Annotated in this window: 14 protein-coding genes; 10 read left to right on the top strand and 4 right to left on the bottom strand. The window is 47.8% G+C overall.

Annotation, left to right across the window (positions count from 1 at the left end):
- The first annotated feature begins 483 nt into the window (after nt 1–483).
- Genes ACFQRK_RS03845 through ACFQRK_RS03855 form a run of 3 tightly spaced genes read left to right on the top strand, consistent with a single transcriptional unit; the run spans nt 484 to nt 1,813 of the window.
- Nucleotides 484–885: an ArsR/SmtB family transcription factor gene (locus tag ACFQRK_RS03845; protein WP_379003814.1), complete on the top strand. Its 402-nt coding sequence runs from the start codon at nt 484–486 to the stop codon at nt 883–885.
- A gap of 2 nt (nt 886–887) precedes the next feature.
- The gene (locus ACFQRK_RS03850; protein WP_379003817.1) at nt 888–1,370 is read left to right on the top strand and encodes an SRPBCC domain-containing protein; all 483 of its coding nucleotides are present in this window, start codon (nt 888–890) and stop codon (nt 1,368–1,370) included.
- Nucleotides 1,370–1,813: a nuclear transport factor 2 family protein gene (locus ACFQRK_RS03855; RefSeq protein ID WP_379003820.1), complete on the top strand. Its 444-nt coding sequence runs from the start codon at nt 1,370–1,372 to the stop codon at nt 1,811–1,813. Before ACFQRK_RS03850 ends, ACFQRK_RS03855 begins: the two co-directional genes overlap by 1 nt.
- Nucleotides 1,814–1,846: 33 nt before the next feature.
- Here ACFQRK_RS03855 and ACFQRK_RS03860 read toward each other — a convergent pair whose 3' ends face one another.
- On the bottom strand, nt 1,847–2,281 hold the full coding sequence (locus ACFQRK_RS03860; protein WP_379003822.1) for an EthD family reductase: 435 nt from the start codon (nt 2,279–2,281) through the stop codon (nt 1,847–1,849).
- Nucleotides 2,282–2,411: 130 nt separating this feature from the next.
- Nucleotides 2,412–3,866: a PLP-dependent aminotransferase family protein gene (locus ACFQRK_RS03865; protein ID WP_379003825.1), complete on the bottom strand. Its 1,455-nt coding sequence runs from the start codon at nt 3,864–3,866 to the stop codon at nt 2,412–2,414.
- A gap of 104 nt (nt 3,867–3,970) precedes the next feature.
- On the opposite strand from ACFQRK_RS03865, the gene ACFQRK_RS03870 reads away from it, so the two are divergent.
- Nucleotides 3,971–4,912: a ketopantoate reductase family protein gene (locus ACFQRK_RS03870; RefSeq protein WP_379003828.1), complete on the top strand. Its 942-nt coding sequence runs from the start codon at nt 3,971–3,973 to the stop codon at nt 4,910–4,912.
- Here ACFQRK_RS03870 and ACFQRK_RS03875 read toward each other — a convergent pair.
- Nucleotides 4,909–5,454 (bottom strand): YfiT family bacillithiol transferase, encoded by a 546-nt coding sequence (locus ACFQRK_RS03875; RefSeq protein ID WP_379003830.1) that lies wholly within the window; start codon nt 5,452–5,454, stop codon nt 4,909–4,911. The genes ACFQRK_RS03870 and ACFQRK_RS03875 overlap by 4 nt on opposite strands.
- Nucleotides 5,455–5,640: 186 nt before the next feature.
- Here ACFQRK_RS03875 and ACFQRK_RS03880 point away from each other — a divergent pair, with 186 nt between their 5' ends.
- On the top strand, nt 5,641–6,471 hold the full coding sequence (locus tag ACFQRK_RS03880; RefSeq protein WP_379003832.1) for a helix-turn-helix domain-containing protein: 831 nt from the start codon (nt 5,641–5,643) through the stop codon (nt 6,469–6,471).
- A gap of 39 nt (nt 6,472–6,510) precedes the next feature.
- Here the strand turns inward: ACFQRK_RS03880 and ACFQRK_RS03885 are convergent, their stop codons facing one another.
- The gene (locus tag ACFQRK_RS03885) at nt 6,511–6,891 is read right to left on the bottom strand and encodes a hypothetical protein (protein ID WP_379003834.1); all 381 of its coding nucleotides are present in this window, start codon (nt 6,889–6,891) and stop codon (nt 6,511–6,513) included.
- 689 nt (nt 6,892–7,580) lie between these two features.
- Between ACFQRK_RS03885 and ACFQRK_RS03890 the strand changes: the two genes are divergently transcribed.
- The 5 genes from ACFQRK_RS03890 (at nt 7,581) to ACFQRK_RS03910 (ending at nt 14,463) form a co-directional block, all read left to right on the top strand.
- Nucleotides 7,581–8,045, top strand: coding sequence for a hypothetical protein (locus ACFQRK_RS03890; RefSeq protein ID WP_379003836.1), 465 nt, complete (start codon nt 7,581–7,583; stop codon nt 8,043–8,045).
- 232 nt (nt 8,046–8,277) lie between these two features.
- Nucleotides 8,278–9,282 carry a type IX secretion system membrane protein PorP/SprF gene (locus ACFQRK_RS03895; protein ID WP_379003838.1) on the top strand — a complete coding sequence of 335 codons (1,005 nt, stop codon included), beginning with the start codon at nt 8,278–8,280 and terminating at the stop codon, nt 9,280–9,282.
- 10 nt (nt 9,283–9,292) lie between these two features.
- Entirely contained in the window at nt 9,293–10,834 is a 1,542-nt protein-coding gene (locus tag ACFQRK_RS03900; RefSeq protein ID WP_379003840.1) for a gliding motility-associated C-terminal domain-containing protein, read from the top strand.
- A 167-nt stretch (nt 10,835–11,001) separates the two neighbouring features.
- A complete protein-coding gene (locus ACFQRK_RS03905) occupies nt 11,002–11,916 on the top strand; it encodes a pirin family protein (protein ID WP_379003842.1) in 915 nt (304 codons plus the stop codon).
- A gap of 162 nt (nt 11,917–12,078) precedes the next feature.
- Nucleotides 12,079–14,463, top strand: coding sequence for an ABC transporter permease (locus tag ACFQRK_RS03910; protein ID WP_379003844.1), 2,385 nt, complete (start codon nt 12,079–12,081; stop codon nt 14,461–14,463).
- Nucleotides 14,464–14,497 lie beyond the last annotated feature (34 nt).

The raw sequence follows: 14,497 nt of genomic DNA on the forward strand, positions 1-14,497 counted from the left end.
TTAACTTAACATGATTGACGAAATTTTAGAACAAAGTTCAAAGAAAAAGCAACCGATCCTCCCCAATACAATCGCATCAGCTGAAAGAAAGTCTACTTTTACCCCTCCACGTTTCTCGGTCAGAAGACTTAGAAAACATCCAGGAATACAAGCTAACCGGAATCCCATTATCATGGGCTGATCTGGAAACCCATTTTTGATTGCGGGCTGGCACAGCGGGAATCCCTTGTGGCAGCCCTCGCTAAATCCGCCATTCCTACCTGAACTTCCTGATATATTTCTGTCCTTCAGCCCAAAACCCGTTGTAATCTGCCTATCAAAGGGCTGATATACAGGTTAACGGTAGCGGAGGCCTAATCCAGACAGGTACTGTTGGGGCTTGATCGGATATCCACAAGGTAATTCTAATCCTACACCGTCTGTAGCAGCTACTCGCCAGGCAAATCCTCGGGAGGTAGCTATGTCTTAGGCGAAGAAAAGCCAATGCCGTCAAAAAATAAAATCAAAAAAAATATTGCACAACCAAATGGTTGTATATATATTGCACAACCAAATGGTTGTATTATGATCGAAAGACGAGACGTTTTCCAAGCGATTGCAGATCCTACTCGAAGAATGATTATTCAGAAATTGTCCCGCGGAGCGTTGAATATCGGGCAAATTGTGGAGGACTCGGGAATAACCCGTCAAGGAATCGCAAAACATCTCAAAGTACTAAACGAATGTGGCATGGTTTCGCTTACGCAGAAAGGCCGGGAGCAGTTTTGCGAGGCCAGACTCGATAAATTAGATGAAGTAGTTGATTGGGTCAATGCATCCCGTAAACTTTGGAACCAGCGCTTCGATAAACTGGATAAATTTTTGGCAGAAACAAAAAAGCAATAACTATGAAGTCATCAGACAAAGAACTTTTAATCACGCATTGGTTCGATGCGTCCATCGAGGCTGTTTTTGACGCCTGGATTGATCCAGAGAAGCTTAAACGTTGGTATGCACCTGATGGATGCACCATATCATACAAGCGGATAGAGATTAGGGAAGGAGGGATGTACCATTCTTGTGTCCATGATCCGGTTCACGGCGACTGCTGGATTGTCGGTACCTATTTGGAGATAATTCCGCCAGAAAAACTCACGTTTACGATGCAGCTATCCAATGAGCGCGGCGAAATGGCAGATGCGTTGTCCGCGGGGAAAGATTCGCAGTGGCCCGCTGAAATCCTCACCACCGTGACGTTCGAGTCAGTCGGTAGTCAAACAAAAGTCACGCTCCATCAAACCGTGTCCGAAGCGGAAGCTAAAAAAACAGGTGCTTATCAAAGTTGGATCAAGATGTTTAATAAACTCAATCAACAGCTAACTGTAGCGTAATGAAACAATTAACGGAACGAAAGATGAGCTTAATCGGTATATTATTGATGTCGATGGTGGTCGCATGCCGGGAAAATCCCGATGACCTGAGTCAAAATAAAAAAGTGGTATCAGACAATATGGCCGGGTTTAACGCCGGCGATCATCAACTGATTTTATCTTGCTTAACCGATGACGTAGTTTGGGAAATGCCTGGTGTGTATTATCATTCAGGTAAAGCTGCATTTGATAAAGAAATTGAAAACGAGGCATTTGAAGGCAGGCCAATTATAAATGTTATCCGTATGGTCGAAGAATCAGACTTGGTTGTTGCCGAGGGCACCGTCCAAGGAAGAAGAAAGGGCGGCGAAGTATTCAACGCCGTTTTTTGCGACGTATTTCATATGGCTGACGGTAAGATAAAAAAGCTGACCAGTTATCTGATGTTTCCGGAACCGAAATAACGCACGCTTCCGCGTCGAACCAAATGTCTGATGTTATTTCGCATCGGGGTATTTCCGCTGTTTAATTTCACTGATCTGAACAATCGGTTGGATATTCGTGTAATTTTTGAAATCACTGATAACCGCATCCCTGTTCTGTGCGATTGCTTTCACATATTCCGCAACATCGTTGATATAAAAATAGCCAATGGCTACAAAAGGCGCTTCTTCCTCCGGTGTTCTGCCAGATAGGCCCTTGTCAATTTCATAGAATTTCAAGTTATCGCCCAAAAAACCTGCTACCAAAGGCATGTGCGTTTCTTCATAGTAATCCATGTCAAAAGTTTTGCCATCCCCATTCGGATAAAGAATCGCTACTTTAAACATTCCCGATTCGTTGTGGGTTGAATTTTCCGGTTTAGCCGCTCCGCAGCCCATAAACATGGTAACGATGCAGATCAACGCCAAGAGATTACACCTGGTTGTCATACAAAAATCCGTTTTAATTTATACTTCGTTTGCTTCTACGTACAAGATTCGTTTTTGTGTCGACTGAAATCTAACTTCTTGTTAAACAAAGGTATCTCATTACTTGTGCTTCACCAAATAATTTGTCGCCTCAAACTGGGATACCCAGGGATCTTACCTTGGTCTTGGCGAGATTACCCAAAGCGATCAATTGTGACTGCAAAGTATCGTTCCAGGTAAGGCCATAGTTCAGGCGCATGCAATTGTTATATTGATTTTGCAAGGTAAATATCCGGCCCGGGGCAAAACTCAGTCGGCGGGCAATGGCACTTTTATAAAGTTCTGCAGTATCTATTCCGACAGGCAGCTCTACCCATAACACAAAGCCTCCTTGAGGCCTCGTTGCCATAGTTCCTTCGGGGAAATGATTGGCGACGACCCCCGCGTACTTCAGCGCGTTGCCGTGAAGGACATGCCGTAATTTCCGCAAATGGTTTTCGTAACGTCCTGTCTCCAAAAAGCCGGCGATGACCTCCTGGGTGATAGAAGTCGATGCAAGACAGTGGGCTATTTTGATATTTTGGACCCTGTCTTTAAATTTTCCGGGAGCGGTCCAACCAACCCGGTAACCAGGCGCCAAGGTCTTAGATACGGATCCACACCAAAGCACTATACCGCTTTCATCATATGTTTTGCACGACTTGGGGCGCTGCTGCCCGAAATATACATCGCCATTCAGATCATTCTCTATAAGCGGGATGTTATATTTTTCGGCAAGTTGCACGGCGATTCGTTTATTTTCATCGGGCATACAGCTACCCAGTGGATTTCCGAAATTCGCAACCAGAAGGCAGGCGTTTATCCGCCCGGTTTTCATCGCCTCTTCAAGCGCATTGAGGTCTACGCCCGTCACGGGGTGCGTAGGCAACTCCAGAACCTTTACGCCGAGTGCTTGTGCAAGCTGCAGCATCCCGTAAGAGACGGGACTTTCCATGGCGATCGTGTTACCTTTTTGGGTGGTCGCCATCAGGCAAAATGAAAGCGCATTTAAACATCCTCCTGTGATAATGATGTCCTGGTAACTCAGGTTGCATTCCATTGCAAAAGCCCATCTTGCAATCTGCCGGCGTAATCGTTCGTTGCCTTCTACGCGGTCGTAAGCAACCCCGCTTCCTTTTAAGTCGCGGCTCGCTTGGATTAAGCCCTTATTCAATTTAGCTATGGGGAGCAGTTCATTTACCGGAGCGCTGAGAGAAAGAGGCAAGAGTTCCGTGTCGCTCATGGTATTCTGTACGCTCCTGACCAGAAATTTGGTGTCTCCATAATTCGGTACGGCGGAGGGATTACTCGCATCCGGGATGGCAGGTATCCGTGTTCTGGAATAACACACATAGTATCCAGACTGCGGCCTGGGTGTTATCAACAGCTTGTTTTCCAGATAATAATAGGCACTCAATGCGGTATTTTGACTTACACCATACTCCCGGCAAATTGTTCTCAACGAGGGCAACTTATCTCCCGTGCGTAATGTGCCGTTTAGGATCTGTTGCTCGATTACCCTTGCAATGCGTACATACGTAAAATGCGATATATCCTTATTCTTCATAACGGTTTGTATTCAACTGCTATCGGCAAAAATAAAAAATCTGCGTCTGCTATTGTTTGCGGGTTTTGTCGATTTTTGTCCATCACAAAGGGCATCAAAATTACATGGCAAACATAAAGATAGGGCAGAAGAACATTTTTATCATTGGAACAGGTGCCATCGGCACCGCGCTTGCTGTTTTCCTCTCACTTGCAGGAAGACCGGTTAGGTTGGTGAGAGGAAGTGTAAACGGCGTCGGCACCCTCGTCCGCCGTTTTCGCGTCGAGATGGAAGGGGAAGCGTTCTGTGAAGCCGACGTAGAGGTCACCGCATTGGACTCACTTGGCGACATCGATGGGATTGTCGTGCTTGCAAGCAAATCGTTCGGAAATGAAAATTTGGCGATTACGCTCAGGAAGAAAGTACACAATTCGCCCGTCGTACTCCTTCAAAATGGATTGGGTGTGGAGCGATCATTCCTGGATCACGGATATCCACACGTATATCGATGTGTCTTATTTGTCACCAGCCAGCAGATCGGCTCATCTGCGGTCCGCTTTAAACCCGTGGCAACAAGCCCGATAGGTATTGAGCGAGGGGATTCGGCTCACCTTCACGCCGTTGTCAACCAGCTCGATACGCCCGATTTTCGATTTGAGAGTGCCCATCAGATCCAGTCCGTGATATGGAAAAAGGCGATTATAAACTGCGTATTTAACTCCGTTTGCCCGTTACTGGATATTGATAACGGCATCTTCCACAGAAATTCTGACGCATTAGCCCTTGCTCGAAGGGTGATTGCCGAGTGCCTGGTTGTCGCGGAAGCAAACGGCGTAACTCTTCGATTATGCGATATCGAAAATAGCCTATTGAAAATCAGTAGGCTGTCTGAGGGACAAGCGATCTCCACCCTACAGGATATCCGAAGTAGGCGAAGAACTGAAATTGATACCCTGAACCCGGAAATCGTACGGATAGCAGCCCAACTGGAACTGCAGAATGCGGTTCCGGAAACGAGGCTACTGGGTGAGCTCATACGAATTAAGTCCGAACTTGCTCGCCATTAGACCCAACCTCGATTCTTTTTTAAGGTAGTTATATGTGCCAAATGATGCCTGCAGTGCCATGCATACATACCAATGACTTCTTTTACAGGCATGGCCTTGTCGTGTTCGGTATGGATAAACGTCCGTTCCAGTTCGTCCTTTTTTAGCTGTTTCAGCAATACGCACCATCTTGAGTGCAACCCCTTCAAAATGTCCAGTGATGATGCTATTGGAAAAAGTTTACCGTCGGCCAATTCAGCCCAACTTGCCTCGTCATACGGCTTGATGGTCGGTTTAGGCTCAGTGAGTGCTAATTTGATACGTATAATCGCATTCATATGGCTATCGGCGCAATGATGGACCACTTGCCGCACCGTCCAGCCGCCTTCCCTGTAGGGTGTATCCAGTTGCTCATCGGTAAGCGACAACACCTCATTTGACAGGTCGCTCGGAAAGGAGGCGATGACATCGACCCAACCCGAAATATCCCTTTCACTGATTGAATTTGGCTTTTCAAATCGCCCAATTGGATATTGCTGAAACTCGTTGTCTAACCGATTCATAATTTTACATTTAGCTAATTGTATTTTCCGTTTCGTATGGATCATCTATAGGTTACCGTTCATTAGACACAAATGTCACCAAAGAAAATCGGTATCGACAGATACAAATTTTAAATTTTTAACAGCAGCAGTTTAAAGTTCGAAAAAAGTCTTACATTAGGTTTGCCAAGTAACGCAATTTTATCGATGGTAACTGTCCAGTTATATCCAATCGCCCCTCAGCTGACGCAATTCGTCCGGCGGATATGGACACTCGATTTGGCGCTCGGTGGAAATGCGATTGACTTACGAATGACTGCCGATTGCTATCCGCACTTGGTGATTCGTTGTGAACGTTCTGCAGACGGTTTATGGCTGCCAGGTGGAGATATGGTTCCGATTGCCACGTTAAAGGGCGTTTCAACGCAAAGTATAACGTATAAAATGAGCCCGAGCTATTCCCATATTGCCGTTTCTTTTTATCCCAATGCCGTCAGGAATATTTTTGGTATAAACGCGTATGAAACCGTCAACCAGCTCGTTGGTGCAGAACATTTTCTGCCAAAAGAAACCGTAGAGCAAATCATTGTGGCACGGTCGCATACCGAACGGGCAGCCTTATTAAATACCGCTTTAATGACAGCGATTGGGCGACGAAATCTCCAGCCTGATAGGCGCACTGCTGATTTTCTCTTTAATCACAAGGACGCCTATCAAAAAAAACTTACGGAATACAATGTCAGTGAAAGGCATTTCAGACGCTTGTTTTATTGCGACGTAGGGATCAGTCCTGCCTATTACAAACGGCTCTATCGTTTCGAGGCAACACTGGCCAGCATCCGGAACGAAGCCATTAACAACTTGACTGAACTGGCCTACCGATTTGACTACGCCGATCAGGCACATTTCTGCAAGGAATTCCGAGCATTTACCGGAGAGTCGCCCTATGCGTTTATAAAAAAAGACCGGGTATTCGAAGATGCGGGGACGGTGGAACGGCCCCAGGGTACCGGTCACCTCATTGGGGCATCGATGTAGCTGAGAAAGAAGCCGTCAAGCGAAACGGTAAGGCCGACACTAATTTTTGCCATTAGATCGCAAGTATTTTCCCTCAAGGAAGGCCATCAGAGCCACCCAGAGTGCAATAACGCCAATGATAAGTAAGCCAATAGGAGAGACGGTCTCAAATAATAATCCGATGAGAACTGCACTGAAGAGCACCCATAACCAATCTATGGTCGTGATGAATCGTAGCGTAGCCTTGGAAACATCCTTTTGAAAAGCCTGATAAAGCACGAATGTGCCAAAAATGGAAAAAAATATACCAACAGCGATCAAGTAGCCATTTACGCTTAGACCGAAAAGTGTTGATAGCCGGTTGGGGATTATCAAAAGTATTACCCCGGCCAATGTGGTACTTGTACCGTTTACAAACAGAACGTTGTTTAAGTTCATCATGTTCTTTTAAATTAAATTACACCCCAAAATTAATAGTGATGGTTTGCTGGAAATTGTATAGAACGGACATTACACATATATGCACTTACTTCCCAAAATAAATCAACCCGCTCATTAATAAAAACAAAGCCCATTGGCATAGCTTTAAGAACTTTTTGGCAAATGGCTTTGATATGATCAAAATAAGAAAGAAGAATAACGCGTATAGCAGAAAGTAGATACTCATAATCGTCAGTAGAACTGTGCGGTGCGGGTGTAGTAGGTCGGTGAAGTTTATCAGTGTCAGCCCGACAGTAATCATTACCATATCTACTGAAACCACATGAAATGCACCTCTCGCCATAATCCAGTTTTCCAATTTTTTATCGTTTTTCCCATCAGGTTCTATTGATTTTAGGTCGTTATCGCCAAAAAATATATGAACGATAACCGACATCAACGCGATCACGTTCGCGATCAATAAACATGCATTCATTCTGTATCCTCCACAGTTATTAATGGGATAAATCCTATTGTCGCTGAAAACATTAGCAGCGACCGCTCACTGTGCAAATCAAATGCAATACGCCGGTAAATTATTGTATGAATCGGACATCAGCAGGCATATTGTGTTTTCTTATCTAAAAGGTTGCAAATATTGAATTGCGAAGACGGACAGGCAATCTAGATTTTGTAACTTCGTGGTCACTATGGTCAAAGTGTTACCTATCGCAATTCCTACGGGATATTTCTTTTTATCTTTTTATGTGTTGGGTAGCTTGACATTGGAAAATGATGTAAATTATAGTACCTGGCACCTCATTGGCCATGAACACTTCGGCGGCTACCACAGCCGGTTGGAAGCGTTACTGGGTGTATATTTATTTTTCCCAATGACCCTCCAATTGTTGTTCAATGGTTTGCTGGTCTGGTTTGGGGGTACAGTTATACCTCGCAAATGGGTGACGGTCACGTTGCTCCTCAATACCTATATCGTTGTCGAATCGCTGTTAGTACAGGTTCCGATTCATTGGGCACTTGAGAAAGCCTTTAGTGCAGACTTGCTGGAGCAACTGATAATGACACATCGCACTTATCGGCTACCCGCCGTTATACTAGCCGGTGCAACAAACCTGTATATGCTTTGGAACACCGTACGCAAGGCTATAACGTAGCATACAGAACTTGCAGATTTCAAAGCGATGTTTTATCTTGCACATCACAACGACCTTCATGAACTAAAAGGCCTGTTAAAAGAGAGCAAACAAAACAGTCATTCACGTCATACCCGTCAACCGCCATGCGTAAACGTTGCCTTTACCGTTCCCTTGTCTTAATGAAGACGATAGCTTCACATTTTGAACCATCTCGGAAGATTCTTACGGATTAATCGGCCGGGGAAACGATATGTACGTGAGATCAACCGGCATGTTCTTCCTTTTCCTGAGTATGGCATCCATACTTTGTGCACAGCAACGTCCACAGTATACGCAATACATCTTCAACGGGTTTTTGATGAACCCTGCCGTGGCGGGCATTGAGCGCTATGTCGATGTAAAGCTGGGGGGGCGTAGCCAATGGCACGGTCTGGAGGGAGCTCCGCAGACGGCATATCTGTCGGCCCATCTGCCTATCGGCGCCCGGCACATCCAGGATGGTGCCACCTCGTTTGGAGAAGGTGGGTACAATCCGTACAGCCGCGGATACAGCCACAGATACCGAGCTTCGGAACCGCATCACGGCGCCGGCATCATTGTGCAGCACGACCGTGCGGCGCAGTTTGTCCGTACCGATGCTCTGGTGGCCTATGCTTACCACTTGCGTATAACCGAGACGATGAACCTTTCTGCCGGTGTCAATGCGGGTTTTTCGCAGGTGCGACTCGATATGTCGGGTATCAACACGCCGGACGACCCCGTCCTGGCCGGTTATGCGGATAGCCGTGTAGCTCCGGAGCTGGGGTTGGGACTCTGGCTGTATGGTGCGCGCTTTTTTGCCGGGGTTTCCGCGCAGCAGTTGCTGGGTAACCCGTTGGCGTTTTCGGACAACGCTCAGCGCGTTGGTGGGTATCAGCAATTTTTCCTTACGGCGGGGTATAAACTGCATCTGGGGAGTGATATGGCCGTTGTGCCGTCGGTGTTGTTCAAGCAACTCGCATGGATGCCGTTTGTGGGCGATTACAACGTAAAGCTGGCTTTTCGCGATCGCCTTTGGGTGGGCGGCGGTTACCGCAACCACGAGTCCTTTTCGGCGATGGCGGGCGTTAACATCAGTGCCTTGCTGAACCTCAGTTATTCTTACGATTTCAATACCGGGCCGGTACGCACGCTGGCCCACGGCAGCCATGAGGTGGTGCTGGGCTTCCTGCTCAACAACCGATATCGGGTGTATTGCCCGCAGGTGATGTTTTAGACGAAATGGAATGAGGCAGCTTTCTATCATGTGGCTTATACTTCCTCTCATATTCGGATATCAATCCGTGGCGGCACAACTTAGCCTGCACATCGACGAGCATTTCTTTGCGGGGAAGAAGATTCTCAAAGCGGAAACCACGTGGGACAGTTATGTTTGGGTACTTGGAGAAAATAATTTCATCGCCCGGATATCACCGGATGATCAAGTAGAAAATTTTACGGCTTTTTTTGCTGGCTATTCGACGAAACCGTTTACGGATATCAGTTCGCGTTCGGCAAATACGTTGCTTTCAGGTACGGATGGCGATCATGCGTTTTTGTTTGCTAAAGGAAATATTAGGCAGATAGGCCCTGATCATGTAGATGCGCCGAAGTTCACGTTTGACTATCCCGACACGGTGGACCTTTGCAAAGGTGATACGTTCCCAATGGAAGTAGAAAATGCTCAGGGAGATTATTCCTATCAATGGTATCGAAACGGGGAAGCATTGGCGGGCGAAACCCGTCCCGCTTTTTCGGCAACCGAGGCCGGAACGTACGCTGTGGAAGTCAGCGCGAGCGGCGACAACGTTGTTTTCTCCGATTCGGTTACGATTCGTTTGCATTATTTGGAAAAGCCGGTTTCTTCCGATGAGGCTATCCTTATGTGCGAAGGGGTGCCCAGAAGGATTCGGGTGACCGGCTACGCGCCAGAGACCATCAAGCGTTGGTACCGGGACGGGGTGCTTTTACCCGGCGAGTCCGACGCTGCATTGGTGGTAACGCAACCCGGCGCGTACTCCGTCGAGATTGCAATTGGATCATGCTCCGTGACATCCGACCAGTTGACCGTTCGCTTCGTGGCACTGCCGGTGGCAAAGATCAAGGCGGCAAATGAAGGGCCGCTATGCTATGGAACGTCAACAACCCTCACGGCCGATCATGCGGCCGGCGAAACCTATACGTATCGATGGTCAACGGGGGAGAACACTCGAAGCATCGAGGTGAGCAATCCCGGTATCTATACGCTTGTGCTTACCAATGCCGCGGGCTGTTCGGACACCACCGAATTTGATCTGGACGGTTACGATCCGATACCGGCACCGCGGATACGTGACACCGTACTCTGCAGTGCGGCAAACGAGGTAATCCGCGTAGAAGCTCCTGCCGGTTATTCGGCGTATCGCTGGAATCGCGGTGCCGGCAGCGGCCGCTATTTTGACATTTCTGTACCGGGTACCTACGCACTCGAAGTGCAGGATGAAAACGGCTGCACGGTTATGACCACATTTGAAGTAACGTCTGCCTGTCAGGACATCATCATACCCAACACCTTCTCGCCAAACGGAGATGGAATCAACGACGTCTGGGTGATTGGCGGGGTGGAAGACGGAGCTGCATTGGTAAGGGTCTTTGATCGCAATGGGCAACTGGTATTCCAATCGCAAGATTATCGCGTTCCGTGGGACGGGCTATACCAAGGTCGATTAGTGCCTGTAGGCGCCTATTATTATTATATTACCACTTTGGAAGGCAAGGATTTTAAAGGTGCGTTAAACGTACTGTATTAAGGTGGATGACGCCCGCGACGATTAACGCCTGCCATGAATTTGGAAAAGCAATTGTTAATGACGAAATTTGGCTATGACATGGCGGCAAAGTGCTGGCATTGACTGTCAAAGCAGGTAGTCCTTAACTTCATACATCAAAAAATCAGTTACGTTTCAACGTCAATTTTATGCTTGATATCGTTATAGAAACCCGACAAGCCGAGATTGCCCCGGGTTTTGCCGTTAAACGCATACTTCCCTACCGTCTTCGGAGAATGGTTGGGCCGTTCATTTTTATGGATCATGGCGGCCCGGTAACCATCCCTGCGGAGGCGGTAAACAACTTAGATGTGTTGCCACACCCGCATATTGGCCTATCCACAGTCAGTTATTTATTCAGTGGTAATATGACCCACCGGGACAGTCTTGGTGTGGAGCAGGTGATAAAGCCCGGAGAGGTCAACTGGATGACTGCTGGGAAGGGCATTACGCACAGCGAGCGCTTTGAAGATCCGGCAATGCTGAGAGGAGGCGAGCTGGAAATGATACAGACCTGGGTGGCACTCCCCGAAAAGGATGAAGAAAGCGATCCTTCCTTTAACAATTACAAGGCCGAACAATTGCCTGTTTTTACAGATACGGGCGTTTGGATGCGTTTGATTGCCGGCGATGCCTATGGCTTGAAAAGTCATGTCAAAACCCATTCCCCTTTGTTCTATGTACACGTTGTACTGGAATCGGGAACGCGCTTCGGTATGCCCCATGGACATAGCGAACGAGGGGCATACATTGCCCGGGGTAGCGTCGAGGTAAACGGCAATACGTACTCGGCCGGCCAACTGATGGTATTCACCAAGGGGGTGGACCCAATGATTATTGCTCACGAGCCGACCACGTTGATGATGCTTGGTGGAGAGCACCTGGGCGAGCGGCATATCTGGTGGAATTTTGTTTCCAGTAGGAAAGAACGGATCGAACAGGCCAAGGAGGACTGGAAACAGGGGCGTATAGTGTTGCCGCCAATGGATAATGAGGAATACATACCCCTACCCGAACGTCGCGGCAAATCGGCAGGCGATCCGCCCCCCAACGCCCTTTCCTGAATGGCTACCATACCCTGTTCGTATTCGGACACTTATTGTCCGTATACGAACACCCATTGAAATCTAAACCATTGATTTCTTGTTTCCTGCACGCTTTTTTGCAATGGCAGATTTGTTGATGTCTGCACGATAGCCACAACGGCAGGTAAACGGACATCGGTTATGGTAAAGAACTATTTTAAAATCGCCTGGCGCAACCTGGCTAAGAGCAAAGGGTACAGCGCCATCAATATCGGCGGCCTTGCCGTTGGGATGGCCGTAGCCATGCTGATCGGCTTATGGGTATATGACGAGCTCACATTTGACAAATACCATGAAAACTACGACCACATCGCTCAGGTAATGCAACATGCCAATTTTAACGGCAAATTGCAAACCCAAACGGCCAATCCCGGATTAATGGGACCGGAACTACGGGCGAAATACGGGAGCGATTTCAAATACGTAGTGCAAGCATCGTGGCAGGGAGGCCACCTCTTGTCCGTCGGGGATAAACATTTTGTCAAAGAAGGGATGTTTTTTGAAGCCGATGCACCTGAAATGCTCACGCTGAATATGCTGAAAGGAACACGCGATGGATTGAAAGATCCATATTCCATCCTCTTGTCGGCTTCCACCGCCGAAGCCCTGTTTGGTGACGAAGACCCCATGCATAAGACCATCACGTTTGATCGGAATTATGAAGTGAAGGTAACGGGTGTTTATGAAGACCTACCCGGCAATACGTCATTCAGCAACGTAAAACTCATGGCGCCGTGGGAACTGTGGCTTATCCAGAATCCCTGGGCCAAAGAAATGCAAAACCCCTGGGGAAGCAATTTTTCCCAGACTTTTGTGCAAATCGCAGATCATGCAGATCTAGAAGCCATTTCCGCCAAAATTAAAGACGTAAAGCTGAACAACTTAAGCGAAGGGGAGAAAAGATATCAATGGCAAGTTTTCCTGCATCCCATGCGCAAGTGGAACCTGTATGGCGAATTCAAGAATGGGATAAACACGGGTGGGAATATCCGGTACGTCTGGTTGTTCGGTATTATCGGTCTATTTGTGTTGCTGCTGGCCTGTATCAATTTCATGAACCTCGCCACCGCCCGGAGTGAAAAGCGGGCCAAGGAAGTGGGCATTCATAAAACAGTAGGCTCCCATCGTTGGCAGTTGATCGGTCGGTTCTTTGCCGAATCCTATTTGATCGTGTTGCTGGCCTTTCTGTTTTCGCTATTGCTGGTCATCGGGCTACTGCCCCTGTTCAATGAAGTAGCGGGCAAGAAGATGGGCATTCCCTGGCAAAACCCCCTGTTCTGGTCATTCAATCTAGTCTTCATTTCCATCACCGGTTTGTTGGCCGGAAGCTATCCGGCGCTTTACCTATCCTCATTTCAGCCGTTGAAAGTGCTAAAAGGAACCTTCCGTGTAGGTCGGTTTGCCAGTGTTCCGCGCCAAGTTTTGGTGGTTATGCAATTCACCGTTTCCGTCATGCTGATCATTGGAACCATCATCGTTTACCAGCAGATTCAATACGCAAAAAACCGGCCGGTGGGATACACCAAACAAGGATTGGTGAACCTTTATCTTCAGGATGAAATCAAAAATCATTTTGATGTGATACGAACTGAACTGAAAAACGCCGGTGCCATCTCGGAAATGGCGGCGTGCGTCAGCCCGTTGACCAGCGTATGGAATACCAATGGTGGGTTTGAGTGGGAAGGCAAGGACCCCAACCTGGGGGTCGACTTCCCAACCAATGCCGTGTCTTATGATTTCGGGAAGACCGTGCAATGGGAAATTAAAGCAGGCCGGGATTTTTCACGGGAGTTTGCCACCGATTCCGCTGCCTTTATTATCAATGAATCGGCCGCCAGGTTCATCGGCTTCGAAGAACCCGTGGGCAAAACGTTGGTATGGGAAGGCCAGCCTTTCACCATTATTGCGGTGGTGAAGGACATCTTGCAGGAATCGCCATTCTTTCCTGTACGACCAACGCTTTACCGCATCGCGCCCATGAGCGATATGGCAAACTTGGTTTTGAGACTGAGCCCGACCCTGAGCACCGCCCAGTCCATCCGCGTGATCGAAAAAGCCTGGAAGCAGCACGTTTCCGATGTGCCGTTTGAATACACGTTTATAGACGAATCTTTTGGCGATAAGTTCATGGCCGAGGAACGCATCGGTAAACTGTCTTCTTATTTTGCTGTGCTCGCTGTTTTTATTTCCTGTTTGGGGTTATTCGGTATGGCGAGCTTTGTGGCCGAACAACGCACCAAGGAAATTGGCATCCGTAAGGTACTTGGGGCCAGCGTGGCCAACCTGTGGAGGTTGCTGTCAAAAGAGTTCGTGCTATTGGTGACCATTTCCTGCATCATCGCTGTACCCATTGCTTGGTACTATCTTACCCTATGGCTTGCAAATTACGATTACCGCGTAACCATCAGTTGGGTAGTCTTTGTATTGGCAGCTGTCCTCGCACTTTTGATCACCGTCGCGACGGTCAGCTTCCAAGCCATCAAGGCGGCGTTGGCCAACCCGGTAAACAGCCTTCGGAATGAATAGGTAACCGGTCGCAGATCATCGCATGCCCGTGCGA

Origin of the sequence: Parapedobacter sp. GCM10030251 (genome assembly GCF_042666505.1) — a bacterium.
GTDB lineage: Bacteria > Bacteroidota > Bacteroidia > Sphingobacteriales > Sphingobacteriaceae > Parapedobacter.

Bases quoted from the DNA above. Each gene is read 5' to 3' on its own strand.
- ACFQRK_RS03845 (WP_379003814.1), top strand. From the start codon at position 484: ATGCCGTCAAAAAATAAAATCAAAAAAAATATTGCACAACCAAATGGT.
- ACFQRK_RS03850 (WP_379003817.1), top strand. From the start codon at position 888: ATGAAGTCATCAGACAAAGAACTTTTAATCACGCATTGGTTCGATGCG.
- ACFQRK_RS03855 (WP_379003820.1), top strand. From the start codon at position 1,370: ATGAAACAATTAACGGAACGAAAGATGAGCTTAATCGGTATATTATTG.
- ACFQRK_RS03860 (WP_379003822.1), bottom strand. From the start codon at position 2,281: ATGACAACCAGGTGTAATCTCTTGGCGTTGATCTGCATCGTTACCATG.
- ACFQRK_RS03865 (WP_379003825.1), bottom strand. From the start codon at position 3,866: ATGAAGAATAAGGATATATCGCATTTTACGTATGTACGCATTGCAAGG.
- ACFQRK_RS03870 (WP_379003828.1), top strand. From the start codon at position 3,971: ATGGCAAACATAAAGATAGGGCAGAAGAACATTTTTATCATTGGAACA.
- ACFQRK_RS03875 (WP_379003830.1), bottom strand. From the start codon at position 5,454: ATGAATCGGTTAGACAACGAGTTTCAGCAATATCCAATTGGGCGATTT.
- ACFQRK_RS03880 (WP_379003832.1), top strand. From the start codon at position 5,641: ATGGTAACTGTCCAGTTATATCCAATCGCCCCTCAGCTGACGCAATTC.
- ACFQRK_RS03885 (WP_379003834.1), bottom strand. From the start codon at position 6,891: ATGATGAACTTAAACAACGTTCTGTTTGTAAACGGTACAAGTACCACA.
- ACFQRK_RS03890 (WP_379003836.1), top strand. From the start codon at position 7,581: ATGGTCAAAGTGTTACCTATCGCAATTCCTACGGGATATTTCTTTTTA.
- ACFQRK_RS03895 (WP_379003838.1), top strand. From the start codon at position 8,278: ATGTACGTGAGATCAACCGGCATGTTCTTCCTTTTCCTGAGTATGGCA.
- ACFQRK_RS03900 (WP_379003840.1), top strand. From the start codon at position 9,293: ATGAGGCAGCTTTCTATCATGTGGCTTATACTTCCTCTCATATTCGGA.
- ACFQRK_RS03905 (WP_379003842.1), top strand. From the start codon at position 11,002: ATGCTTGATATCGTTATAGAAACCCGACAAGCCGAGATTGCCCCGGGT.
- ACFQRK_RS03910 (WP_379003844.1), top strand. From the start codon at position 12,079: ATGGTAAAGAACTATTTTAAAATCGCCTGGCGCAACCTGGCTAAGAGC.